The organism is Candidatus Epulonipiscium viviparus (assembly GCF_030708075.1).
GTDB classification, from domain to species: Bacteria; Bacillota; Clostridia; order Lachnospirales; family Cellulosilyticaceae; genus Epulonipiscioides; species Epulonipiscioides viviparus.
On sequence record NZ_CP117982.1, the window covers coordinates 1,886,585 to 1,911,797 of the forward strand.

Sequence of the window (25,213 nt, forward strand, 5' to 3'; positions counted from 1 at the left end):
AAATGAATGAATTAAAAGAAAGATTAGATGTATTAATTACGAAAAGAGCTTTAGCAGATTCGCGTGAAAAGGCGCAAGCATATATTATGGCAGGAGTTGTATATGTTGATGGGCAAAAAGAAGATAAAGTTGGGTTAAAAGTAAAAGTTAGTGCTGAAATTGAAGTACGACAAAAAATGAAATATGTAAGTAGAGGCGGATTTAAGCTAGAAAAAGCTATTCAAAAATTTAACATCAGCTTAGCTGGTAAAATTTGTATAGATGTTGGATCGTCAACAGGTGGATTTACAGATTGTATGCTGCAAGAAGGGGCTGCTAAAGTATATGCCGTAGATGTAGGATATGGGCAGTTAGCATGGACATTGCGCCAAAATCCAAAAGTAATTTCGCTTGAAAAAACTAATATGCGTTATGTAACTCAGGAAGAAATATCAGAACAAATTAATTTTAGTTCGATTGACGTATCGTTTATTTCTTTAACAAAAATTTTGCAGCCAACTAAAAATTTATTAGCAAAAGATGGAGAAATAGTTGCATTAATAAAGCCTCAATTTGAAGCTGGAAGAGAAGAAGTTAAGAAGCACGGAGTTGTAAAAGATCCTATAGTGCATCAAAGAGTGATCGAAAACATATGGAATTATGTAACTGAAATAGGTTTTTCTGTTGTAGGATTAGATTTTTCGCCTATAAAAGGACCAGAGGGTAATCGTGAGTATTTAATATATTTGTCAAATGAATATAAAGTTGATAAATTGGATAAAAATGACATAGTTGCTAAAGTTGTAAAGTTGTCGCATGAGGAGTTGTAAATGTGAAAATTGGGGTAGCTACTAATTTGGATAAAGACAAGGATTTAAAAGTTACATTGCAAATAGCAGAAATTTTAAAAAGAGAAAATATTGAGTTTGAATTGGAGTGTAATAATAGAGAGATCTGTAGTTGGGCAGATATGCTAATTGTTGTGGGTGGTGATGGAACGATATTGCGAGTAGCGCAAGACGCAGTTCTCTATGATATACCTATTTTGGGAATAAATTTGGGAAGATTAGGTTTTTTGGCAGATATAGAAGCTTCGGAAATAGATAAACTGTTGACAAAAGAAAATCTAGTTAAAGCCAAGATAGAAGAACGAATGATGCTTAATACTACTGTTACTAATGCTTTAATGAAATATGAATATCTAGCTTTAAATGAAACTAGTTTAATCCGTTCATTTAGTAGTAGAATAACAGAATTTGAAATAAGTGTAAACAAAAAAGTGGTTGATATTTATCCAGCAGATGGAATATTAATATCCACTGCAACAGGTTCGACAGCCTATAATTTATCTGCTGGAGGACCTATTGTTGTTCCGGAAGCAGATAATATAATTTTAACTCCAATTTGTCCACATACAATTTATTCTAGAAGTATTGTTCTTACTAATAAAGATGAGGTTTCTATTAGATTACCAGATCAAGAAGAATTGAGTTTATGCATCGATGGAGTTGTTAAAATGTCAATAAATAAAAATGATACAATAGAAATTTGCAAGGCTTCAAAAAGAGTAAAACTTTTAAAGCTTTCTGACAGAGATTTTTTTGAGGTACTAAGTAAGAAAATATTTAAAAAGGACGATAACAATGGGGAAGAAAGAAGAACGACAATCTAAGATTTTAAATCTTATTAATGAATATAACATTCAAACACAAGAAGAATTAGTAGAAAACCTTGAAAAAGCAGGATTAAGAGTGACACAAGCTACGATTTCTAGAGATATTAGAGAATTGAAGTTGACAAAAATTGCAATGAGTATAGATAAACAAAAATATATTGCATTAAACAATGCAGAAATTAATATATCGGCAAAAGTGGTGCGAGTGTTTAAGGCAGGTTTTTTGACTATAGATATAGCACAAAATATTTTAGTTATAAAAACGCTTCCAGGAATGAGTCAAGCAGTGGCATCGGCTATAGATACATTTAATTACAAAGATATAGTTGGTACTATTGCAGGAGATGATACAATTTTTTGTGCTATAAAAGATATTGATAGAGCATCTTATATAATAAAAGAGTTTAATAAAATTTTAAATACTTAAAAATGATGTAAAAACAATGTAATGTTTTTGATTTATTGATAAAAAATTCAATAATTCCTTGTATTTCTTTTTTATGAAAATAATACCTTATGAATAATCTGTAAAACTGTATAAATGTTACCTAAATAGGCAATTTTATAAGTATTAGTATATTACAGAATAGGATGTGTAAACTTGTATGAGGATAAACATAAAAAAATATTATTGATTTTTTTATCACTTATAAGTATTATGATATTAATAAGCCCAGCGGTAATTGCAAAATATTATTTACCAGATGAAATAAATATGGTTGTAGGTCAGGAATATAGTATAGATTTTAATATTCCAGTCAAAGCTACTATAAAAGCTCAAGATGAAAATTTAATTTTAGATGATAATATAAATAATGTATTAGAGGGGATAAAAAACATAAATTTGAATGATCCTTTAGTAGTAAAAGCTGCAGATGAAGGAAGCGCAAAACTGAAAATAAATTTGTTAGGATCTATTCCAATCAAAACAGTTATCGTTTCGGTTCGTCCTCATATGGAAGTGATTCCGGGTGGAGATGTAATAGGAATAGAAATACATTCTGTGGGAGTTTGTGTTGTTGGAACTGGTGAATTTGAATCTGATGGGAATCAAGTACATCCTTGTAAAGGAAAGATTAAAAAAGGTGATCGAATTCTTTCAATTAATAATAATCCAGTAAATACTAAAGAAGATTTTAAAAAATATATAGAAACCAATTCTAATACTCCTGTAATTTTGGATATCATGCGTGAAGATAAATATATTCAAACAGAAGTGGTACCTGAATATTCAAATGCAGAAGATAGTTATAAATTAGGAATATGGATAAAAGATACTGTTCAGGGGTTGGGTACACTTACTTATGTTGAACCAGAAACGGGAAATTTTGGTGCATTGGGTCATGGCATAACAGATACCGATTTTGAAAAAATTATTCCTATTTCGCATGGAAAAATTATGGAAGCAGAAATAGATGGCATCAAAAAAGGTGAAGCGGGTGTTCCAGGTGAAATTAGTGGAATAATTGATACAGCTGATGCAGCAAGTCTTGGTAGTGTAGCTAACAATACTAATTGCGGAATTTTTGGAATTATGGATGAAAATGATATAGAACAAGTGACCAAAGAAACAGTTCAAGTAGCTACTTCGAGTGAAGTAGAAGAAGGAGAGGCTGTAATTTTGGCTGATTTAACAGGAGAGGGAGTGCGGTCATATGATGTAAAAATTCAAAAGATAGCAAAGCATATTAGTGAACCGTCTAAAGGAATGATTGTAAAAATTATTGATGAAGAATTGTTAAATATTACAAAAGGAATAATTCAAGGGATGAGTGGGTCTCCTATTATTCAAAATGATAAAATTATAGGAGCTATAAGTCATGTATTTGTCAATGATCCAACAACAGGATATGGAATTTTTATAGAGAATATGCTAAAAACAGCAGAAAATATTGAGTAAATTGCATAAAAAAGTGTTGTAATTAATGGATGATACAAGGAGAGCACTTTGTAGCGTCAATTTTTATAATTTGAAAGAAGTAATAATAATTTGATTTGGTAATGAGTTTGCATATAATGAAAAGAATAATGAGTGATGTAAAATTTGTATAAAAGATATGATAAATAAAAAAAGGGTAATATGAAATAGACTGTAAATGAATTTGCAGTCTATTTTGATTTTAATGATATTTTTTTATTAAGGAATTTAGAGTAGGATCTGTCGTACCCTGTCCAATAGCATTGAAGCGCCATTCACTGTCTTTTTTATAAAGTTCACCAAATATGAGGGCGGTTAAATTAGAATAATCATCGGTTAAATTATATCTGCAAAGTTCGATATTATTTTTTGGATCTACTATTCTAATAAAAGCATTTTTTACATTGCCAAAATGTTGTTTGCGTTCTGTGGATTGATAAATATTAACTACAACTATTAAGGAATCAAGAGATGGAGGCATTTTTGAAAAATCTACAATAATTTGTTCATCATCACCGTCACCATCACCTGTTAAATTATCACCAAGATGTGTGATGGCTCCACTTGGATGTGATAGGTTGCCATAATATATAACATCACTATTATTTGTGAGTTTTTTATTCGATAATGCAAGAATAGAAGCATCGCAATCAAAAGGTTTAGTTTTTGAAAAAAGACTAGCTTTCTGATTTTTCGCATCCCATCCTAATCCGATTATTACTTGGGAAAGTCCAGGGCGTTCTTTGGTCAAACTAATTTTTTGTCCTTTTTGTAAACTAACTGCCATTATAAATTCCCCTTTCTAAGAATTTAGATACAAAAGAAGGCTATACCTCCCGTATTAAAACTTGGAAATATAGCCCTTATCTTTAGATTATTCAATGATTTCAGAAACAACTCCAGAACCTACTGTACGTCCGCCTTCACGAATCGCAAATCTAAGTCCTTGTTGCATAGCTATTGGATGGATAAGCTCAATTTCCATTTCGATGTTATCCCCAGGCATACACATTTCTACGCCTTCTGGTAATTTAATTAGTCCAGTAACGTCTGTTGTACGGAAATAGAATTGTGGTCTATAATTTGAAAAGAATGGAGTATGACGACCGCCCTCTTCTTTTTTAAGAACGTAAACCTCAGCTTTAAATTTTGTATGAGGAGTGATTGATCCAGGTTTACAAAGAACTTGACCACGTTCGATTTCATTTCTTTGAACACCACGAAGAAGTGCACCGATGTTATCGCCAGCTTCACCTTGATCAAGAAGTTTTCTAAACATCTCAACTCCAGTACAAATTACTTTACGAGTTTCTTTTTTGATACCAACGATTTCTACTTCGTCTCCAACTTTTAGGATACCAGATTCAATTTTACCTGTGGCAACTGTTCCACGACCAGTAATAGAGAATACGTCTTCAACTGGCATAAGGAAAGGTTTTTCTGTATCACGCTTAGGAGTTGGAATATATTCATCGATGATTTCGAACATTTCAACGATTTTATCTCCCCAAGGACCCATTGGATCATTAAGAGCTTGAAGCGCAGAACCTTGAATAATAGGAGTATCATCTCCAGGGAACTCATATTCATTTAAAAGTTCACGAATCTCCATTTCTACTAATTCGATAAGTTCTTCGTCATCAACCATATCGCATTTATTTAGGAATACTACGATATAAGGAACACCAACTTGTCGAGAAAGTAGGATATGCTCACGAGTTTGAGCCATTGGCCCGTCAGTAGCTGCACAAACAAGGATGGTTCCATCCATTTGAGCTGCTCCTGTGATCATGTTTTTAACATAGTCAGCATGTCCTGGACAGTCAACGTGTGCATAGTGACGATTTGGTGTCTCATATTCAACGTGAGCTGTAGAAATTGTAATACCACGCTCTCTTTCTTCTGGAGCTTTATCAATATTGTCGAAAGCAACTGCTTCACCAGTACCATATCTTTCGTGAAGAGTTTTTGTGATCGCAGCAGTAAGAGTAGTCTTACCGTGGTCAACGTGTCCGATTGTTCCAATATTTACGTGTGGTTTGTTACGTTCAAATTTAGCTTTAGCCATTTTAAAAAATCCTCCTTGAAATGCAACTGAATATTTTCAGTTAGTTTTATTATTAATTATTTCCATTTGATATTGAAATTATTCCAATTTATATTACTTTTGATACGAAACAAATTATTTGCCGTCAGCAACAACTTTATCTTGAATACTCTTTGGACATTGCTCATAGTGATCAAATTCCATAGAATAGTTGCCTCGACCTTGAGTTCTAGAACGAAGATCTGTCGCATATCCAAACATTTCTGCTAGTGGAACCAGAGCTCTAATTTCTTGAGCACCATTACGAGCTTCCATTCCTTCGATTCTACCACGACGAGAGTTAATGTTACCAATAACATCGCCCATGTAGTCTTCAGGAACAATGACTACAACTTTCATAATAGGCTCAAGTAGTAATCCACCAGCTTTTTTCATAGCATCTTTGAATGCCATAGAACCTGCTATTTTAAATGCCATCTCGGATGAGTCAACATCATGATAGGAACCATCGTAGCAGTCGGCCATGATACCTAAAACTTCGTATCCTGCTAGAGGACCACTTGTCATAGCATCTCTAATACCTTTGTCTACTGCTGGAATATATTCTTTTGGAATAGAACCACCGACAACTGAGCTTTTAAATTCATAAGTTTTTTCAGAGTTAGGATCAAGTCTTGAAAATCTAACTTTACAGTGTCCATATTGACCACTACCACCAGATTGACGAACGAATTTGGATTCGATATCAACATCTTTAGCGAGAGTTTCTTTATAAGCAACTTGAGGAGCGCCTACATTAGCTTCAACTTTAAATTCACGAAGCAGTCTATCGACGATGATTTCAAGGTGTAATTCACCCATACCAGCTATAATTGTTTGACCAGTTTCTTGGTCTGTATATGCTTTAAAAGTTGGATCTTCTTCAGCAAGTTTAGATAATGCAATACCCATTTTTTCCTGACCAGCTTTAGTCTTTGGTTCGATAGCAACAGAGATAACAGGTTCTGGGAATACCATCGATTCAAGGATTACAGGATTATCTTCTGTACAAAGAGTATCACCCGTAGTAGTTCCTTTTAAACCAACTGCTGCTGCAATATCGCCAGCATATACTTTGTCAATATCTTGTCTTGAGTTTGCGTGCATTTGTACTATACGACCGATTCTCTCTTTTTTGCCTTTTACAGAGTTATATACATATGATCCTGATTCAAGTGTACCAGAATAAACTCTGAAGAAGGCAAGTTTTCCAACGAATGGGTCTGTCATGATTTTGAATGCAAGTGCTGAGAAAGGCTCTTCATCAGATGAGTGACGTACCATAGGTTCATCGGTATCTGGGTCTATGCCTTTGATAGCTTCGATATCTGTAGGTGCAGGCATATACTCAACAATGGCATCAAGTAATCTTTGAACACCTTTGTTTTTATAGGCCGAGCCACAGAATACAGGGACGATTTGAGTTCCTATAACTGCTTTTCTAAGACCTGTTTTTAGCTCTTGCAAAGTAAGCTCTTCACCTTCTAAATATTTTTCTGCCAAATCATCATCAATACTTGCAATGGCATCAATTGCTTCTTCTCTAAATTTTTCAGCTTTTTCTTTCATATCATCTGGAATCTCAATTTCATCGATTTCTTTTCCAAGATCGTCTTTATAGATATAAGCTTTGTTTTCAAGAAGATCAATAATACCAATAAATTCATCTTCAGCTCCGATTGGAAGCTGCATAGGAACTGCGTTAGTTCCTAGTCTATCACGCATCATGTCTACTGCGTTATAAAAATCTGCACCCATAATGTCCATTTTATTTACAAATGCCATTCTAGGTACATTATACTTGTCTGCTTGTCTCCACACTGTTTCAGATTGCGGCTCAACGCCACCTTTTGCACAAAAGACACCAACAGCACTGTCTAGAACCCTAAGCGAACGTTCAACTTCAACGGTAAAATCTACGTGTCCTGGAGTATCAATAATGTTTACACGATTGTTATTCCAAAAGCAAGTAGTTGCCGCTGAGGTTATTGTAATACCACGCTCCTTTTCTTGCTCCATCCAGTCCATAGTAGCGCCACCCTCATGAGTTTCACCAATCTTATGGTTTCTTCCAGTGTAGAATAAAATTCGCTCTGTCAATGTTGTCTTTCCGGCATCGATGTGAGCCATGATACCAATATTTCTAGTCCTTTCGAGCGGATATTCTCTTCCTGCCATGTTATTCCTCCTCTAGGCTTTTGTGCCTTTATTACCACCTGTAATGTGCAAATGCTTTGTTTGCTTCCGCCATCTTATGTGTGTCTTCTTTTTTCTTAACGGCTCCACCACCATTGTTAAGAGCATCTAATAGCTCTGCTGCCAAGGCTTGTGTGCTGGTTCTTTCTCCACGTTTACGCATATAAGTGATTAACCAACGAAGTCCTAGAGTTTGTCTTCTTTCTGGACGAACCTCCATAGGTACTTGATAAGTGGCTCCACCCACACGTCTTGCTTTTACTTCTAATACAGGCATAATATTTTCAAGAGCTTCCTCAAATACTTCTATAGAATCTCTGCCTGTCTTATCTTTTACGATGTCAAATGCACCATAAACAATTTTTTGCGCCGTTCCTCTTTTTCCGTCTAGCATAAGCGTATTGATCAACTTAGTAACTAATTTTGAGTTGTATACTGGATCTGCTAAAACGTCTCTTTTTGCGATATGTCCTTTACGTGGCACGGTCTTCCCTCCTTAACGAAATTTTGATAAATCATCGGTACTCGCCCCAACAATTACTGATGGGGTCGTGCGCGCCCATTACTAATCTATTTCATATTATTATATATTATAAACTAAGCGATAGTTGGTGCCGGGCGATTATTATATTATTTTTTCTTAGGTCTCTTCGCTCCATATTTAGAACGAGATTGCTCTCTTTTTGCAACACCTGCTGTATCTAAAGTACCACGTATGATGTGATAACGTGTACCTGGTAAGTCTTTTACCCTTCCGCCACGAATCAAAACAACACTGTGTTCTTGTAGATTGTGACCTTCTCCAGGGATATAAGCTGTAACTTCTATTCCATTTGTAAGACGAACTCTGGCAATTTTACGAAGAGCTGAGTTGGGCTTTTTTGGAGTAGCTGTTTTTACTGCTGTACAAACTCCTCTTTTTTGTGGGGAAGAAATATCAGTTGACTTCTTCTTGAGAGAGTTGTAGCCTTTTTGTAAAGCTGGAGCAGTAGATTTTTTTTCAATTGTTTTTCTACCTTTACGCACTAATTGGTTAAATGTAGGCATTCCGGCACCTCCTTGCTTAATATGAGTTAAATTTAGTTTACAAAAATCTGTATATTATGATACATTTCGCACCAAAATGATACATACTAGCCGATTCTATCACCGAGTTTTGCAAATGTCAAGGTAATTTTAGGGATTTTTGAAAAATTATACATTTTAATAACAGACAAGTTATTAAAGAAGCTTTTATTGATTAAATTTGTTTTTTATATTGTTTGTGATTATTCTAATTAGAAATAAAAATTTTATGAAAAAATAGGTATAAGCTATAAAATAGCAAAGTTTGATATACTACTTTTTATATATTATATCAACACATAAATAATAAATTGTGAAAAATAACATTAAAAATATTTAAATATGGAATAGATAAAATGATACTTGATGAACTATTTTGGAGTAAGAAGATATAAAACTAAAATAAATATGTGAAAAATTAAGAAAAACATGCTATTAGAGAATATTAACAGGGGATATTAGTGGTGAACAAGGAGTATAGAAACAAATATTAATGATTTATTTGGTGTCGAAACTGGTTGCTACGGTGATTTTGGTATTATTACCTAAAATTACATGTTAGTATTTGTTGCATTTTTTTGAATTATATATTAAAATAAAAAACGAAATTATAATATAAAAAAGTAATGGGGGATTATTATGGATGATAATAAACAGATTAAAAAAAGTAAAGGAAGCTTTAGAGGGTTGATTCCTTTAGTTGTCTTTTTAGTATTGTTTTTTAGTGTAGGAATCATTACTGGTGATTTTAGCAAACTGCCAATTTTAGTAGGTGTGTTGATTGCAACAGCAGTGGCGTTTTGTATTAAAGCAGAAGATAAAGAAAAACGCAGAACATTTGAAGAAAAAATGACAATCTTTTGTAAAGGTGCTGGAGAACATACGCTAGTCCTTATGATCGTTATATTTATTTTAGCAGGAGCGTTTTATGGTGTTGCAGGCTCAATGGGTGCGGTGGATAGTGTCAAAAATATAGGTTTAACAATTTTGCCTGCAAACATGATTTTGCCTGGAATTTTTATGGTTGCTTGTATTCTCAGTTTTTCGATGGGAACATCAATGGGGACAATAGGAGCAGTAATTCCTATTGCTATCGGAATTGCACAAGCAGCGGATATTAATGTAGCGTTAACTTGTGGGGCTGCTGTTGGAGGAGCAATGTTTGGTGATAACCTTTCGTTTATTTCTGATACCACCATTGCGGCAACAAGAACACAAGGTGTTGCTATGAAGGATAAATTTAAAGCAAATATTTTGATGGTATTGCCTGCAGTAATCGTAAATTTAATTTTGTTAGCATTAGTTCCTGTTGACCCTGCAAAAATCACTGAAGTTCTGGCAGCTACAGCGGGTGATTCTGTTTTTGCAATAGATAATTTAATTAAATTGCTTCCTTATATAGTGGTGATTACACTTTCTTTAATAGGTGTTCATGTTGCTATTTCATTATCAGCTAGTATTGCGGTGGGATTAGTAGTTGGGTGGATTCAAGGAAGCTTTACATTGGTGGAGTCATTTGGTTTGGTTCACATGGGTATCACAAGTATGACGGATACTGCAATGATAGCGATTGTGGTTGGTGGATTAGTAAAATTGATGCAAGATTTGGGTGGTATCGAGTGGTTGTTGCATAAGCTTACTGCAAAGACCAAGACTGCTAAAGGTGGAGAACTTAGCATTGCCGCACTTGTAAGCTTGCTAGATATGGCAACAACAAATAATACTGTGGCAATCATTGCTGCAGGTCCTATTGCTAAAGATATTTCTCAAGAGTATGGAATTGCGCCTCAGAGAGTTGCGAGTATTCTAGATATTTTTGCGGCAGCATTTAGTGGTTTGGTACCTTATGCAAGTCAGTTGCTGGCAGTACAAGGACTATTGATAGTGGCAGGTTTGAATGATATCGGGGCAGCATCAGTAATGTTTTATAATTGGTATGCCTTGTTAATGTTAGTATTTGGAATCATATTTATTTTGTTAGGGTTTCCAAAATTTAAAAACAAATCTGCAAATGAAGAAAAAGTAGCAGCATAGAAAAATAGAAAAGTTTTGTATAAGGCGCCTTCAATATATGGAGGCGCTTTTTTGTTGCGTAAGTGACATATGTTATTGAAATTTTTTTTGCACAGTTGTATAAAGTAACCAAAATTTGGGTATAACTTAATCAGATATAAGAATACTAATTAAATGAGCAATTAAAAATTCGGTATAGGAGGTATTAAGTGGCAACAGAATATAATTATAAACCATTAAATGAATATTTTAAGATTATGAATGAAAAAAAAGTAAAATCAGAAGAGTGCGTGACTTGGTATCAATTTGGACCAGGAACTGCTGGTGATACTGAAAATGTATTCATTCATCCTACTGATGCTAATTATGTGTATAATTTTCCTGATATGCAAAACTCGTATATTTCTGTAAATGGAGGAAAAACGTATCAGAGTGTGATAGACTATGATGAATCTGAACGATTTGGTCAACCAGTTAGATTGTATGCGTTAGATTTTTCTAAGCAAGATGAAAATTTTGGAATAGGTGGTGGAATAAATTTTTGGAAGACTACTACTAAAGGAAAAAGTTTTGAAAAACTAGATGGCGGAGTAGAAATGCCTATTAGTGCTATTGCAGTGGATCCTAACGATGATAATATTTGGTATGTTGGATCGGGAAACTTCTGGGGAAGTAAGAAAAATCCAAGAACATATTTACATCCTCACGGAATTAGTCCTAAAAATCCCGGAAAACTTTGGAAATCAATCGATAAGGGTGAAACATTTACGTTGCTTGAAAATATAGGAATTGATACTAAAGCAGAGTTTGGAAAAATATATGTATATCCTGCAAATAGTAATATAATATTAATCAATACAACATATGGATTATATAAAAGCGTCAATGCTGCTAAAAGTTTTGTAAAACTTGAAAATCTTGAGGATAAAACCGGTGAAGATGCAAATTTAGTGCGTGACTTTGATGTATATTATAATAAAGCAACAGGTGAAAGTGTTATATACGCAATTCGCCAAATACGTTATATTTTGGATGATGAAAATAAGACCGTAATATCTGATGCTGCTATATTAAAGAGTATAAATCTGGGAGAATCGTGGGAAGATGCAACAGGAGACCTTGGAATAAATTTAGAAGAAATTGATCGCATCAATAAGGAAATTTTTGCTGCAGAAGAGACCCGTGTTAACCGAGATTTTGTTTCCATTTGGTATTTTAGTCCAGGACGTGCAATGGGCAAATACTTTGCAGGTGTAGAAAAATTTGAAAAACGATATTTTAATTTGCCTCAATTTTATGTACACAACTTTAGTAAAATTGCTATTGATCCTACAAATCCAGAACGAATATATATTATGCATAATGCAGAACATGAAATTTCGATGTTTATTGGTGATGTATGGATGACAGAGAATGATGGGCAAAATTGGATTGCTGCGACAAGAACAGGAACTGGATGGAAGGCTAATAAGAAGTATTGGGATAAACGTAATCAGCCAATTGATGTGAATGTAGAATCGCAACATTATGGAGACATCTATCATGCTCAATTGTATACTAGACAAGGTGCAAGAGATTTGGATATAGATAAAAATGGTAATGTGTATGTGATGTATCGAACATTTATTAAATCAACTGACCATGGCAAAACTTGGAAAAATATTGATTCTATTAGAACTCCTGAAGGTCATTTTGTGGGTCTTGGAAATAGTAATTTACCAGGAAGATATATTGTGACTGATCAAAGAATACAAAATAAGATGTATTTTATTTCCGGAGAAAATAGACTTTTTGTACGAGAAGAAGGCGGAGAAAATTATCTTGAAAATGGTGTTGCAGTCAGAAATATAGTGAACTCACCGGAAAGTGCAGCATGGATTTCTATATCTCCTCATGATATTAATATTATGTATATGTGTATTTTTAGACAAGATCATAATGGAGAATTTTTACGTTCAACAGATGGTGGCGAAAACTGGAGTGTCATTTCTAGAATCTTTGAAATACCAGCAGATAACAGAATTTTTTGGAGGGCATTTATTAAGACTATAATAGTTGATCCTAAAGATCCTAATATAATATATTTTGCAATGTCTGGTGTACCTATAGCCGAACCTGGAGGACCTCAGTTATTAGGAGACTTATATGGAATATGGAAATCTATTGATGGAGGATTTAATTGGTCGCGAGCTAATGAGGGGCTTCCGCATATGCCAAGTGTATTTAATGTTGCATTTGCACCAGGAAACAGTGAAATATTATTTGCAACGTCAACGGCTGGAAGAAAAGTTAAATTAAAATCACCAAATTTAAATACTCTAGATGGATGGACAATAAGTAATATTTCGGATGTTTCCATAGTAACGAATATTTCGAAGAATGCAGCAAGGTTGGCAAATGGAGCAAGCATTTCGCAAAAAATTACAGGACTTCTTCCTAATACAAAATATTGCTTGTCGGCAATTACACGAGTGTGTGCCAATAGTATAGGAATTCTTGCAGTAACAGATGCGGAAATGGTTAATGAAGATGGAATTGCTATGGCAAGGGCTGAGTTTGTAAATGAAAGACTCGATACAATGAGTATATTTTTTACTACTGCCGCAAATCAAACATCTGTTATAATAGGAGCTGCTGCAAAAGACGGCGTTGTTCTTGTGGATAATTTTACTTTACGACCAGCGGGAGGATTGTTTAAATCTACTAATAAAGCAAAAACTTGGACTGCTGTAGAGTCATTTCCTGAAGTTGCACAGGCACTTAGAATTGTCAGTGTGGAAAAGACGGGTAAAATGTATGTTACCACAGGAGATTCAGCATCTGAAGCAAAGCTCGGAGGAGTTTGGGTAACAGATGATGAAGGCGAAACGTGGAATAAAATTTTTGAAATGCCGATAGTGATTTCTGTTGCAATAGACCCTCATAATGATAAGCGAATGATGGTAATTGTACGTGATAATTTTTCGAAATATGATTGCTATAATTGTGGAATTTATTTAACCGAAGATGATTGCAAAACTTGGATTAAAATTAATAAAAATATTGGAAATGCAGCGCAAGTGTTTGATGTGTCATTTGACCCACATCCCGATAAAGTCGATATATTATGGGCTACGAGTAGTGGAGGTGGTTTTTATAAAGGCGTTATTAACAGATAACTAAAATAAAATGTAGCTGTTGTAACAATACATTTGACTACTTATAATATAAAAAGGAACGAGACTATGGAAATATATTTAGATAACGCAGCAACAACAAAGCCTATACAAGAATCGATTGATAGAATGGTTTATGTATTAGAAAAGGTTTTTGGAAATCCATCTTCATTGCATCAAAAAGGGATAGATGCTGAAAAAATCATTAAGGCTGCCGCAGAGTTTTTTGCCGGAAAGCTTGCATGTAATAAAGAAGAGATTATTTTTACATCTGGAGGGACAGAAAGCAATAACTTAGCAATATTGGGAGTTGCAAATGCTTATAAGCGATATGGGAACAAAATTATTACAACAAATATTGAACATAGTTCTGTTAAGGAAACAATGAAATTTTTGTCAAAAAATGGATTTGAAATATATACTCTAAAGGTTGATAACAGAGGATATGTGGATTTGGATGAACTTACTGCAGCGATTGATGAAAATACAATTTTGGTTAGTATAATGCATGTAAATAATGAAATAGGCACGGTTCAAGATATTGCGGCAATTGGAAGTTTAATTAAACGATTGAATAAGAATACATTTTTTCATGTGGATGCAGTTCAGGGATTTGCCAAATATCCTATCTCTGTAAAACAAGCAAAGATTGACTTGCTAAGTGTATCTGCACATAAATTTTATGCACCAAAAGGAGTTGGATTCCTCTATAAAGGTGCAAATGTTAGAGTAAAAAATATAATATTTGGTGGAGGACAACAGAATAATTTGCGATCTGGAACTGAAAATGTGGCTGGAATTGCAGCTATGCAAATTTCTGCAGAAATCATGTTTAAAAAGTATAAAGATTGTCAAGACTCTATGTCAGAAAACAAAAAATATTTTGCAACTAAAATATTAGAAACGATTGAAAATACTAAGGTGAATGGTGATTTAGAAAATGGTGCATTCCATATTTTGAACGTAACTTTTGGAGGTGTTAAGGCAGAAGTGCTATTACATGCGTTAGAAGCAGAGGGAATATTTGTGTCTTCTGGATCTGCCTGCTCATCAAATTCAGTAAAAAAAGAAACCACATTGACTGCTATAGGTGAAAAAGAAGGTGCAATTAGATTTTCATTTGGAGTTGATACTTTAAGAGAAGATTTAGAATATGTATTAAAAGTTTTACAAAAACAAGTAAAAATATTAAAAAGAAATTAAAAAGTAATTTTTGTTGCTGCAGTTGCTTAGGAATAGGATGAATAACTCATGAAAAATGTTTTTTTAATAAAGTATGGTGAACTTGCCATAAAAGGTAAAAATAGGTATATGTTTGAGAATAGACTTTTAGAAACAGTGCGTAAAAATTTAAAAGTTTTGGGAGAATTTAGTGTAAAGAAAGAGCAAGGTAGACTTGTTGCTATACCTAATGATGATGACACAGTTGATGTAGCAATGGTGATCGAGAAATTACAACGAATTTTTGGTATTATTGGTATATGCTATGGAATACGAAAAGATGAATTAACAATGGAAGCGATAAAAGAATTGGCATTGTCTCATATGAAAAAGATATGCGATGAACAAGGATTCGTGACTTTTAAAGTAGAAACAAAACGTGCAGATAAGAGATTTCAACTTAAATCTATGGAAGTTAGCGCAGCAATTGGAGAATTTTTGCTAAATGAATTAGGTGATAGAGTAAAAGTAAATGTGAGAAATCCTCAAATATTGTTGATGGTTGAAATTCGCAACGGTGTTTATGTGTATTCGGCAACTAGTCCTGGAGTTGGCGGAATGCCTTATGGAACCAACGGAAAAGCAACGTTGCTATTGTCTGGAGGTATTGATAGTCCGGTTGCTGGATGGATGATTGCAAAACGAGGTGTAGAAATTAATGCGGTATATTTTCATAGCCCACCTTATACGTCAGAACGAGCTAAAGACAAAGTGATAGAACTTGCAAAGAAGTTGGCAATATATACTGGAGGAATTCGAGTTCATGTTATAAATTTTACTCAAATTCAGCTGGCAATACAAGAGCAATGCCCTATAAATCAGTTGACGATTATAATGAGACGAATTATGATGGAAGTGGCACAGCGCATAGCAGATAAAACGGGTTCTCAGGCGTTGATTACAGGAGAAAGTATTGGTCAGGTAGCAAGCCAGACGTTGCATAGTTTGGTTGTAACTAATGCTGCTGCAGATCGCCCTGTGTTTAGACCTTTGATAGGATTTGATAAACAAGAAATAATTAAGATAGCAGAAAGAATTGACACATTTAACACATCGATTTTACCATATGAAGATTGTTGCACAATATTTGTTCCTGAGCATCCAGAGACTAAGCCTAAACTTGAATATATTATGAAATCTGAAACTAAATTGATAAATATAGAAGAAATGATTACTCAGAGTGTAGAAAGCGTAGAAATTATAGATGTTTAACGAGATTGCACACGATTATATAACGCAATATATTAGAGCATTGGGAAGTGTAAGAACCGGAGTGATGTTGGAAATTGAACAAGAAATTGCAATGGAGAATGCGGGGTATCCAATTATTAAGCCTGAAGTTGCTAGTTTGATTACTGTATTGTTGGCAATGCAAAAACCGGAAAATGTTCTGGAAATTGGGACCAATGTAGGTTATTCTGCAATTCATATGGCAAAATCTTGTGCTGCGAAGATAAAAACTATAGAGAGAAATGAGAAAGTGGCCGCCATTGCAATAAATAATATCAAAAAAGAAGGACTACAAGATAGGATTTTTGTGATTGAAGGAGATGCATTAGATATTTTGCAAACTGTACAAACAGCAAAGTATGATGTAGTATTTATGGATTGTGCCAAAGGGCAATATATTAATTTATTAGAAAATTCCATACGAATATTAAAAACTGGAGGAATTTTAATTGCAGACAATGTATTACATGACGGAGTTGTTGCAAAGTCACGCTACAATATAGATAAAAAAAATCGAACAATTCAGAGACGATTGAAGGAATTTTTATGGGCAATAACGCATAACGAAAACTTAATTTCATCAGTTATTCCAATAGGTGATGGAGTTTCGATAAGCTATAAAAAATAGGGAGGTAACATGATTGAATTACTGGCCCCTGCAGGGTCGATGGAAACACTAATAGCTGCAGTAGAATATGGTGCAGATGCCATTTATATGGGTGGAGGATCTTATGGACTGCGTGCAAAGGCAAAGAATTTTACTAGTGAAGAAATGGTTACAGCAATAGAATATGCACATGCAAGAGGTGTAAAAGTGTATATCACTGCTAACATTTTTGCGCATAACAGTGATTTTGCACATCTGGAAGACTTTTTTAAATTTATAGAACGAGCAGGTGCGGATGCCATAATTGTAGCAGATCCTGGAGTGTTTAGTGTGGCTAAAAAAACTGTGCCAAATCTTGAAATTCATATATCAACTCAGGCAAATAATACGAATTATCATAGTGCAAATTTTTGGATTGAGCAGGGTGCAAGCAGAATTGTTGTTGCCAGAGAGCTCTCGTTTACAGAGATACGAGAAATTTATGAATACATTCCAAAAGATATACCGATAGAAGCATTTGTACACGGAGCTATGTGTATGGCTTATTCTGGAAGATGTTTGCTGAGTAACTATTTAGCAAAACGAGATGCAAACCATGGAGAGTGTGCGCAGCCATGTCGTTGGAATTATAATGTAGTAGAAGAAAAACGACCGAATGAATATATGCCGGTGGAAGAAGATGAGCGTGGAACTTATATATATAACTCACGAGATTTGTGTATGATTGAATATTTGCCAGAGCTTGTAGCAGCAGGAATACAGAGTTTTAAAATAGAAGGCAGAATGAAAACCCCATTGTATGTTGCAACGGTTACAAAGGCTTATAGAGAAGCAATTGATACGTATTTAAAATCACCAGAAGAATATGAAAAGAAAAAGGCATATTTTTTAGAGGAAGTGGGAAAAGCTAGTCATCGTGAATTTACAACAGGTTTTTATCATCATAAGACCACAGAAAATGATCAAACGTATACACATAATTCGTATGTTAGAAATTATGAGTTTAGTGGTATTTTAGTTGATTTTGATAAGGAAAACAAGATTGCGACGATTGAACAGCGACGAAAATTTTCAATAGGAGATACATTAGAAATTCTCTTGCCAAACGAACCGTTTCGTACATTTACGATTGATACAATGACGGATGAAGACGGTGTAGTAGTAGAATCAGCACCGCATCCACAGCAACATATAAAAGTAAAGTTGGATTTTGATATAACTGCACCAGCGATTTTTAGAAAATTAGATACGATTGAGTATAAATAAAACTATAACAAGAATATGTGGTAAAACTTGGAATTATGGAATTAACACTTGATATTATCGGAGGAAAATGGAAACCACTAATAATTTTTCATATTGGTAATAACCAAAAACTACGATATGGAGAATTAAAGCGCCTTGTCCTAGATATAAGTAAGTGAAAGAGTTTTGTCAAGAGAACTTCGTGAGCTTGAAAGCAAAGGAATTATAGTAAGAGATGAATTTAGAGATTAAAAATAGAAAACAAATAAATGAGCCATTGGCACTTATCCCATTTTTAAGTATGGAGAGTGTCTTGCCTCTTTTCATTTACCAACAATTTTTAAAAAATTAGATACGATTGAGTATAAATAAAATTATAACAAAGACATTGCAAAATACTTAAAAATAAAGTAAAATATTGGATATATTTAATGTAAAAGGGAGGCTTTTATAATGAATTTTAAAAAATATTTTAAGGTGTTTGGAGTAATGGCAATGACAGTTATGACTGCATCGACGAATGCAATAGAACTGAAACCAGAAGCAACAGACGCAGAGGTTGCAGCTCACTCGTTTAAATTAATCTCATTTGAAGCTGGTGAACCAGAACTTAAGATTACAACGAGTAAGGGGGCAGCTGGCAATGTATCATATGAATTTTCAGATGAGTATGTAACAGAAGGAGATGTATCGTTAAAAGTACGATATGAAGAAGGTTCTTCTGCAAATGTGGCTATAGCAAGAGCAGATGGTACGACTTGGGATTTTAGTGATGACAGAATGATTTTGGCATATGATGTTACAAACCCAAGTGATGTATCTGGAAGACTGGTAACAACTTTTAAATATAATGGAGGAAGCATATCGTACCAAAATTATGTGCCGGCCAATGCAACGAGAACAGTATATTGTGTATTAAATGAAGATCAATATAATATAGGTGCCGATACGTTGCCATCACCTGTGGGAGACGATGGAATTGTTATAGCAAAAGGATGGGGTGGAAGTAATTTTGATCCTTCGTCAATTTCATCAATTTCGCTTAGATATTCTTTGGACGATGTGGGGTATTACATATTTGACAATTTTAGAGTTGTGAAAAATCCATTACTAAATCCATCTATAACTTATGCAAACATCGTTGATGAATTTGGGCAATATACAAGGGCAGAGTGGGACAATAAAATACATTCTGAGGAAGAATTGCTTGCTGCAGCAGAAGCGGAAAGGATTCAAAATGATATCTGGATAGCAGAAAGTCTTGCACGTACGGATCGCTCCCAATATGGTGGATACAAAAATGAGGATTTGAGACAAGAAGCAACGGGACATTTTTATACTACCAAAATTGATGACAAATGGACATTGATCGATCCAGATGGATACCCTTTCTTCTCAACAGGATTCGGAATTGTTCGTAAAAATGGAATGGATACTTGGGTTTCGGGAAGAGAATATATGTATGATTTGCCAGAAAAAACGAGTAAACTTGGAGATCATTATTCAAGACTCAATAATACAATTCAGCCACCAGCTGGGTTTAAATCTGGCGAAGGATATAATCATTATGGAGCAAACCTTGAGCGTAAATTTGGTGATGATTGGCTAAAAGAATGGGCCAATGATGCAGTTCGTAGATTCGAAGCGTGGGGAATCACTTCGATTGGGGCATGGGCAGAGCCGAGTTTATTTTTTGGCAAAGGTTCAGAACACAAAACTCCATATACGGCATTTACCTGGACTACAAATAGTGCAAACGGTACACACGTAAGATTGTACGATACCGTTCCGGATGCGTTTGACCCTGAATTTGCTAAGTCTGCTAGAAAATCGATTATAGATCAAGCAGTTAAATATGGAATTGATGAGGATCCATATTGCTTTGGGTTGTATGTAGATAATGAGTATAAGTGGGGAAATAATATGTCAAATAATCCTCTGGTAAATGCGATATTTGATGATGATGTTGCAAATGCAAAAAGTTATGCGAAGCGTCATTTTGTAGAGGTGCTAGAGGAAAAATATGGTACAATTTCTGCACTTAATGTAGCATGGGGTAGTAAATTAGCTTCATTTGAAGAGTTAGGAAAGCCTTATAAAGGAAAGATTGCGGCAGAAGATGCGGGAATGATAGTAGGATTGCTTGCTGATAAATATTATTCGGTTATAGATGAAATCCTCAATGAATTATTGCCAGGAACTATGTATTTGGGATCTAGAAATACAGAATTTGGAACGCCGATTGAGGTAGTTAAAGCGGCCACAAAGTACGTTGATATATTGAGTTTCAATAATTATAATCCAGATGTTATTCGTGAAAATTTTAAAACGGAAGAATATGATATGCCAATGATGATTGGAGAGTTTAATTTTTCGTCTCAAGATGCTGGAGTTTTTGGAATGAATGGAACTACAGTTCAAACTCAGGAAGAAAGAGCAAAGTCGTATATTAAGTATGTAGAATCTGCATTAACAAGTGGCGATTTTGTAGGTGTGCATTGGTTCCAATATTATGATAAGCCAATTTTGGGACGTTCTTGGGATGGTGAAAACACTAGCACTGGATTTGTAAATGGTACGGACCAACCATATGAAAAATTAGTAGAAGCATCAAGGTATTTGTATGATACAATGTATGAAACAATGTTTAATCACGTGCCAATGACGACGATTGATATTTTGAACGATAAAATTAATATGAGCGTGGGAACAACAGCACAGCTTGATGTAAAAACGAGCCCTGCAAATTTGCAAGATGATATAAATTATTATACGTCTAATGCTTATGTTGCAAAGGTTGATGACAATGGCGTTGTAACTGCAGTTACAGAGGGAGAGGCAACTATTACCGCTAGAAGTGCCAGTGATTTATTTGTGATTACTTCGGCTAACATTACAGTGGGAGATGATCGAAATCAACGCAATATAGAGTTTGCTGATGTTGCAAAAGAAAGTACTGTTGCTGTTGGAAATACAATAAATCTTGCGGAGTATGCAGAATTTACAAATGTTACAGCAGGGGAAGTTGAATGGAAATCTTCGAAAAAAGCTATAGCAACGGTTTCGAGTAATGGTGTGGTCACTGCGCATCAACCTGGCAGAGTTAATATTGTAATAAAAGATAAGAATGGATATGCAACGGATTCTATTAATTTAGTAGTAAAATAGGTCAATTTTAAAGTTTCTGGGTGGATTAACTGCTCAGAAACTTTTTTAGTGAAATTTATTTTTAAAAAGCCTTGCAGAATATACTTTGGTAAATTATACTAATATTTGCAGGTTAATAAATGTGTTAGATACAAATGTTAATACTTAATCAATCAAAAAGGAGTTTGAACAATGGCAAAGAAGCTTTATACAATAAATACAGTGAACAATTTTATGGATATTATTTATACACCTCATATAAAAAAATATGCTGATGAAGTGGGAAATCTCACAGTTTATAATATAATGGATGATAGTTTGTTACGTTCAACATTGGATGATGGTGGTGTATCTCCCGCAACCGCATCGAGAATGTTCAATTACGCTAAGGCGGCAGAAGAGTCTGGTGCGGATGGAATCATTGTTACTTGCACTTCTGTCAATCTGGCTACTAAATGGATTCGACCATTTTTAAATATTCCAATTATAAATATCGAAGAACCAGTTGCAGAAATGGCTGTAGCAGCAGGGAAGAAAATTGGTATCATTGCAACATTGCCTACAAGTCCAGCAGCAATTGAGAGAGTGATTCGTGAAAAAGCAGCTGAGCTGGGTAAAGAGGTAGAAATTGTCATTCGCGTTGCAGATGGTGCCTTCGACGTGCTTTGTGCAGGGGATAGACCTCGCCATGATGCAATGATTAGAGAGCATTTATATAGTTTGGCAGATGAAGTTGATTGTATAGCTTGTGCTCAAATTTCAATGAGTCTTCTTGAGCATGATGAACTGAAAGTGCCTATTTTTAAAATTGGTCGCTCTGGAATGGAAAGAATTGATGAATTGATGAACAAACAATAGAAAAGGAAATATGGTAACAATGGCAGATAAACAATTAGTTGCAAGGTTAAAAGCGCAGGCAAAAACTGTTCGATTAACTTTGTTAGAAATGATTTATAAAGCACAATCTGGACATCCAGGAGGAAGTCTTTCGGCTACTGAATTTATGACAGCATTATATTTTAATGAATTAAAAGTAGATCCCCAAAATCCAAAGTGGGAAGATAGAGATCGTTTTGTGTTGTCAAAAGGACATGTATGCCCAGTGTTATACACTTGTTTAGGTCTGAGAGGATATTTTGATACAGAGATCTTAGGGACTTTACGAAAAGAAGGATCAATTTTGCAAGGACATCCAGATATGAAACGTTGCCCAGGTATCGATATTTCGACTGGTTCATTGGGGCAAGGGATTTCTGTTGCAGTTGGAATGGCTATTGCAGGAAAACGTGATGCAAAAAATTATAGAGTATTCACATTATTAGGTGATGGAGAGACTAACGAAGGGCAGGTTTGGGAGGCAGCACAGACTGCAGCTAAATATCAACTAGATAATCTTGTAGTTATAGTTGATAATAATAATTTACAAAATGACGATAGTTGTGATGTAGTTATGCCAACGTTGGATCTTGCTAAAAAATTTGAAGCATTTGGTTTTGAGACTTTTGCGATAGATGGTCATGATATGAATGCCGTGTTAGATGCTTTTGCAGCTGCCAGAAATAAAAATGGAAAGCCAAAGTGTATAGTGGGCAAGACTGTAAAAGGTAAGGGCGTTTCTTATATGGAAAACGTAGTGATCTGGCATGGAATGGCTCCAAATGATGATGAGTATGCCAAAGCTATTAAAGATATTGAGGAAGGTGTATTCTAAATGGAAAGAACGTATATTGCAACACGAGATGGTTACGGTGACGAAATACTAGAGCTAGGCAGAGAAAACAAGAACATCTATGTAGTAGATTGTGATATAGGAAAGTCTTGCAAAACTGTACCTTTTAGCCAAAATTTGCCAAATCAACATGTCAATGTGGGAATAGCTGAGCAAAATGCTTGTGGAGTTGCAGCAGGGTTAGCTACTACTGGAAAAATTCCATTTGTTACAAGTTATGCTGTGTTTGGATCGATGCGAATGAGCGAACAAATTCGTCAAGAAGTATGTTATCCAAACTTGAATGTTAAAATTGCTTGCTCGCATGGTGGATTTACTCCAGCTAATGATGGTGCAAGTCATCAGGGAATTGAAGATATGGGAATTTTGAGAACGATTCCAAATATGACAGTTTGTATGCCAGCCGATTATTATGCAACGAGAAAATTGGTTCGCGCGGCAGCTGAGTATTATGGACCTGTATATCTAAGATTTACTCGCGATCCTATTCCTGTGATTTATGATGAAAACGCTACTTTTGAATTGGGCAAGGCAAATAAATTGATGGATGGAACTGATATAACGATCATTGGAAATGGGGATGTCCTAAATTTAGCTTATGCTGCGGCAAAATTATTGGCAGCGGAGGGTGTGAGTGTAGCTTTATTTGATATGCATACGATTAAGCCATTGGATGTTGCGGTTGTTAAGGAAGCAATAGAGGTTACTGGAAAAATTGTAACTGTAGAGGATCATAACATTTTGAATGCTTTGGGAAGTGCGGTCTGTGAAGTTGTTGCAGAAGCAGGAGCTGGAATTGTGAGACGGATAGGAATACAGGATCAATTTGGAGAGTCCGCACCATATGAAAGTTTGCTAAAGAAAAATGGAATTACTGTAGAAAATATTGTTGCAGTGAGCAAAGAACTGCTAGCCATGTAGATTGTGAAGAAAGGAATTATTATGAAAATAGTAGTTTTAGATGGGTTTACACTGAATCCAGGAGATTTGAGCTGGAAAGAGTTAACGAATATTGCACCAACAACGATTTACGATAAGACAGAAGATGTAGACATTGTGAGTAGAATTGGTGACGCAGACATTGTATTTACAAATAAAACTCCAATTACTAAAGAAACAATTGAGAAGACAAATATTAAGTGGATTGGAGTATTGGCAACGGGATATAACGTGGTTGATATTGATGCGGCATCAGAAATTCCCGTTTGTAATGTTCCGACTTACGGAAATGATGCAGTAGGACAGTTTGCAATTGCGTTATTGCTAGAGTTATGTCATCATATAGGGCACCATAATTATCGTGTTAGACATGAGAATGCATGGCAAAAATGCGGCAACTTCTGTTTTTGGGATTATCCGTTAATAGAGCTTGCGGGAAAAACAATTGGTATTATTGGGCTTGGCAGAAATGGTCAGGTGACTGCAAAAGTTGCAAAGGCATTGGGAATGAACGTAATAGCTTATGACAAATTTGTGAATATGGAACTAGAAAAAGAGGGATACAAATATGTATCAGAAGATGAATTGTTCAAACAAGCAGATGTTATTAGTCTACACTGTCCATTGTTTCCAGAGAATACTGGCATAATTTGCAAAGAGAATATAGCCAAAATGAAAGATGGAGTAATGATTATTAATACGGCGCGTGGAGGATTAGTGAACGAGCAAGACTTAGCCGAAGCATTAAATAATGGAAAAGTGGCAGGTGCGGGGCTTGATGTTGTTTCTACAGAGCCGATAGCAGATGATAATCCATTACTTACTGCACAAAATTGCATTCTAACGCCTCATATTGCGTGGGCACCTAAAGAATCTAGAGGTCGCCTATTAGATATTGCAGTAAATAATTTAAAGGAATTTTTAAAAGGAAATATTATAAATCGAGTAAATTAAAGATACAGAAGCGTAAAAACGAACTATCTCCAGCAACAGTGATCTTACAATAAT

At 34.8% G+C, this 25,213-nt stretch carries 21 protein-coding genes; 16 read left to right on the forward strand and 5 right to left on the reverse strand.

Annotated elements, in window-relative coordinates; translation table 11 throughout:
- Positions 1–2 precede the first annotated feature (2 nt).
- The 4 genes from PCY70_RS07900 (at position 3) to spoIVB (ending at position 3,554) form a co-directional block, all read left to right on the forward strand.
- The gene (locus PCY70_RS07900; RefSeq protein WP_305766927.1) at positions 3–809 is read left to right on the forward strand and encodes a TlyA family RNA methyltransferase; all 807 of its coding nucleotides are present in this window, start codon (positions 3–5) and stop codon (positions 807–809) included.
- Positions 810–811: 2 nt separating this feature from the next.
- Positions 812–1,651: an NAD(+)/NADH kinase gene (locus PCY70_RS07905; RefSeq protein ID WP_010166208.1), complete on the forward strand. Its 840-nt coding sequence runs from the start codon at positions 812–814 to the stop codon at positions 1,649–1,651.
- Positions 1,623–2,081 carry an arginine repressor gene (argR, locus tag PCY70_RS07910; protein WP_010166210.1) on the forward strand — a complete coding sequence of 153 codons (459 nt, stop codon included), beginning with the start codon at positions 1,623–1,625 and terminating at the stop codon, positions 2,079–2,081. The genes PCY70_RS07905 and argR overlap by 29 nt, the downstream gene beginning before the upstream one ends.
- Positions 2,082–2,255: 174 nt before the next feature.
- The gene (spoIVB, locus tag PCY70_RS07915) at positions 2,256–3,554 is read left to right on the forward strand and encodes a SpoIVB peptidase (protein ID WP_305766928.1); all 1,299 of its coding nucleotides are present in this window, start codon (positions 2,256–2,258) and stop codon (positions 3,552–3,554) included.
- A 220-nt stretch (positions 3,555–3,774) separates the two neighbouring features.
- On the opposite strand, the gene PCY70_RS07920 is transcribed toward spoIVB, so the two are convergent.
- From PCY70_RS07920 to rpsL, 5 genes are all read right to left on the reverse strand, one after another.
- A complete protein-coding gene (locus PCY70_RS07920) occupies positions 3,775–4,359 on the reverse strand; it encodes a TerD family protein (RefSeq protein WP_305766929.1) in 585 nt (194 codons plus the stop codon).
- An 87-nt stretch (positions 4,360–4,446) separates the two neighbouring features.
- Positions 4,447–5,640 carry an elongation factor Tu gene (gene tuf, locus PCY70_RS07925; RefSeq protein ID WP_010166217.1) on the reverse strand — a complete coding sequence of 398 codons (1,194 nt, stop codon included), beginning with the start codon at positions 5,638–5,640 and terminating at the stop codon, positions 4,447–4,449.
- Positions 5,641–5,754: 114 nt separating this feature from the next.
- Entirely contained in the window at positions 5,755–7,836 is a 2,082-nt protein-coding gene (gene fusA / locus PCY70_RS07930) for an elongation factor G (protein WP_010166219.1), read from the reverse strand.
- A gap of 31 nt (positions 7,837–7,867) precedes the next feature.
- A complete protein-coding gene (gene rpsG, locus PCY70_RS07935; RefSeq protein ID WP_010166221.1) occupies positions 7,868–8,338 on the reverse strand; it encodes a 30S ribosomal protein S7 in 471 nt (156 codons plus the stop codon).
- Between the two features lie 146 nt (positions 8,339–8,484).
- On the reverse strand, positions 8,485–8,901 hold the full coding sequence (gene rpsL, locus PCY70_RS07940) for a 30S ribosomal protein S12 (RefSeq protein WP_305766930.1): 417 nt from the start codon (positions 8,899–8,901) through the stop codon (positions 8,485–8,487).
- 657 nt (positions 8,902–9,558) lie between these two features.
- On the opposite strand from rpsL, the gene PCY70_RS07945 reads away from it, so the two are divergent.
- The 12 genes from PCY70_RS07945 to PCY70_RS07995 all read left to right on the forward strand — a co-directional run bounded on the left by PCY70_RS07945 (position 9,559) and on the right by PCY70_RS07995 (position 25,159).
- On the forward strand, positions 9,559–10,953 hold the full coding sequence (locus tag PCY70_RS07945) for a Na+/H+ antiporter NhaC family protein (protein ID WP_305766931.1): 1,395 nt from the start codon (positions 9,559–9,561) through the stop codon (positions 10,951–10,953).
- Positions 10,954–11,141: 188 nt separating this feature from the next.
- A complete protein-coding gene (locus PCY70_RS07950) occupies positions 11,142–14,090 on the forward strand; it encodes a VPS10 domain-containing protein (protein ID WP_305766932.1) in 2,949 nt (982 codons plus the stop codon).
- Positions 14,091–14,123: 33 nt separating this feature from the next.
- Positions 14,124–15,290, forward strand: a complete 1,167-nt coding sequence (locus PCY70_RS07955; protein WP_305766933.1) for a cysteine desulfurase family protein — start codon at positions 14,124–14,126, stop codon at positions 15,288–15,290.
- A gap of 48 nt (positions 15,291–15,338) precedes the next feature.
- On the forward strand, positions 15,339–16,520 hold the full coding sequence (gene thiI / locus PCY70_RS07960; RefSeq protein WP_010168310.1) for a tRNA uracil 4-sulfurtransferase ThiI: 1,182 nt from the start codon (positions 15,339–15,341) through the stop codon (positions 16,518–16,520).
- Positions 16,513–17,166, forward strand: a complete 654-nt coding sequence (locus PCY70_RS07965; RefSeq protein ID WP_305766934.1) for an O-methyltransferase — start codon at positions 16,513–16,515, stop codon at positions 17,164–17,166. Before thiI ends, PCY70_RS07965 begins: the two co-directional genes overlap by 8 nt.
- Positions 17,167–17,175: 9 nt before the next feature.
- On the forward strand, positions 17,176–18,411 hold the full coding sequence (locus PCY70_RS07970; RefSeq protein ID WP_305766935.1) for a peptidase U32 family protein: 1,236 nt from the start codon (positions 17,176–17,178) through the stop codon (positions 18,409–18,411).
- Positions 18,412–18,446: 35 nt separating this feature from the next.
- The gene (locus PCY70_RS13850; RefSeq protein ID WP_416387531.1) at positions 18,447–18,569 is read left to right on the forward strand and encodes a winged helix-turn-helix transcriptional regulator; all 123 of its coding nucleotides are present in this window, start codon (positions 18,447–18,449) and stop codon (positions 18,567–18,569) included.
- A gap of 274 nt (positions 18,570–18,843) precedes the next feature.
- Complete coding sequence (locus tag PCY70_RS07975; protein ID WP_305766936.1) at positions 18,844–21,558, forward strand: Ig-like domain-containing protein; 2,715 nt, start codon at positions 18,844–18,846, stop codon at positions 21,556–21,558.
- Between the two features lie 171 nt (positions 21,559–21,729).
- Complete coding sequence (locus PCY70_RS07980; protein ID WP_010168304.1) at positions 21,730–22,395, forward strand: aspartate/glutamate racemase family protein; 666 nt, start codon at positions 21,730–21,732, stop codon at positions 22,393–22,395.
- Positions 22,396–22,414: 19 nt separating this feature from the next.
- Complete coding sequence (locus PCY70_RS07985; protein ID WP_010168303.1) at positions 22,415–23,248, forward strand: transketolase; 834 nt, start codon at positions 22,415–22,417, stop codon at positions 23,246–23,248.
- Positions 23,249–24,187: a transketolase family protein gene (locus tag PCY70_RS07990; protein WP_305766937.1), complete on the forward strand. Its 939-nt coding sequence runs from the start codon at positions 23,249–23,251 to the stop codon at positions 24,185–24,187.
- Positions 24,188–24,208: 21 nt separating this feature from the next.
- Entirely contained in the window at positions 24,209–25,159 is a 951-nt protein-coding gene (locus tag PCY70_RS07995; RefSeq protein ID WP_305766938.1) for a D-2-hydroxyacid dehydrogenase, read from the forward strand.
- The last annotated feature ends 54 nt before the right edge of the window (positions 25,160–25,213 follow it).

Excerpts from the sequence above, each read along its gene's own strand:
- PCY70_RS07945 (WP_305766931.1), top strand. The coding sequence starts at position 9,559 with ATGGATGATAATAAACAGATTAAAAAAAGTAAAGGAAGCTTTAGAGGG.
- PCY70_RS07990 (WP_305766937.1), top strand. The coding sequence starts at position 23,249 with ATGGAAAGAACGTATATTGCAACACGAGATGGTTACGGTGACGAAATA.
- PCY70_RS07965 (WP_305766934.1), top strand. The coding sequence starts at position 16,513 with ATGTTTAACGAGATTGCACACGATTATATAACGCAATATATTAGAGCA.
- argR (WP_010166210.1), top strand. The coding sequence starts at position 1,623 with ATGGGGAAGAAAGAAGAACGACAATCTAAGATTTTAAATCTTATTAAT.
- PCY70_RS07975 (WP_305766936.1), top strand. The coding sequence starts at position 18,844 with ATGAATTTTAAAAAATATTTTAAGGTGTTTGGAGTAATGGCAATGACA.
- tuf (WP_010166217.1), bottom strand. The coding sequence starts at position 5,640 with ATGGCTAAAGCTAAATTTGAACGTAACAAACCACACGTAAATATTGGA.
- rpsL (WP_305766930.1), bottom strand. The coding sequence starts at position 8,901 with ATGCCTACATTTAACCAATTAGTGCGTAAAGGTAGAAAAACAATTGAA.
- thiI (WP_010168310.1), top strand. The coding sequence starts at position 15,339 with ATGAAAAATGTTTTTTTAATAAAGTATGGTGAACTTGCCATAAAAGGT.
- PCY70_RS07980 (WP_010168304.1), top strand. The coding sequence starts at position 21,730 with ATGGCAAAGAAGCTTTATACAATAAATACAGTGAACAATTTTATGGAT.
- PCY70_RS07985 (WP_010168303.1), top strand. The coding sequence starts at position 22,415 with ATGGCAGATAAACAATTAGTTGCAAGGTTAAAAGCGCAGGCAAAAACT.
- PCY70_RS07920 (WP_305766929.1), bottom strand. The coding sequence starts at position 4,359 with ATGGCAGTTAGTTTACAAAAAGGACAAAAAATTAGTTTGACCAAAGAA.
- PCY70_RS07900 (WP_305766927.1), top strand. The coding sequence starts at position 3 with ATGAATGAATTAAAAGAAAGATTAGATGTATTAATTACGAAAAGAGCT.
- fusA (WP_010166219.1), bottom strand. The coding sequence starts at position 7,836 with ATGGCAGGAAGAGAATATCCGCTCGAAAGGACTAGAAATATTGGTATC.
- PCY70_RS07995 (WP_305766938.1), top strand. The coding sequence starts at position 24,209 with ATGAAAATAGTAGTTTTAGATGGGTTTACACTGAATCCAGGAGATTTG.
- PCY70_RS07970 (WP_305766935.1), top strand. The coding sequence starts at position 17,176 with ATGATTGAATTACTGGCCCCTGCAGGGTCGATGGAAACACTAATAGCT.
- PCY70_RS13850 (WP_416387531.1), top strand. The coding sequence starts at position 18,447 with ATGGAATTAACACTTGATATTATCGGAGGAAAATGGAAACCACTAATA.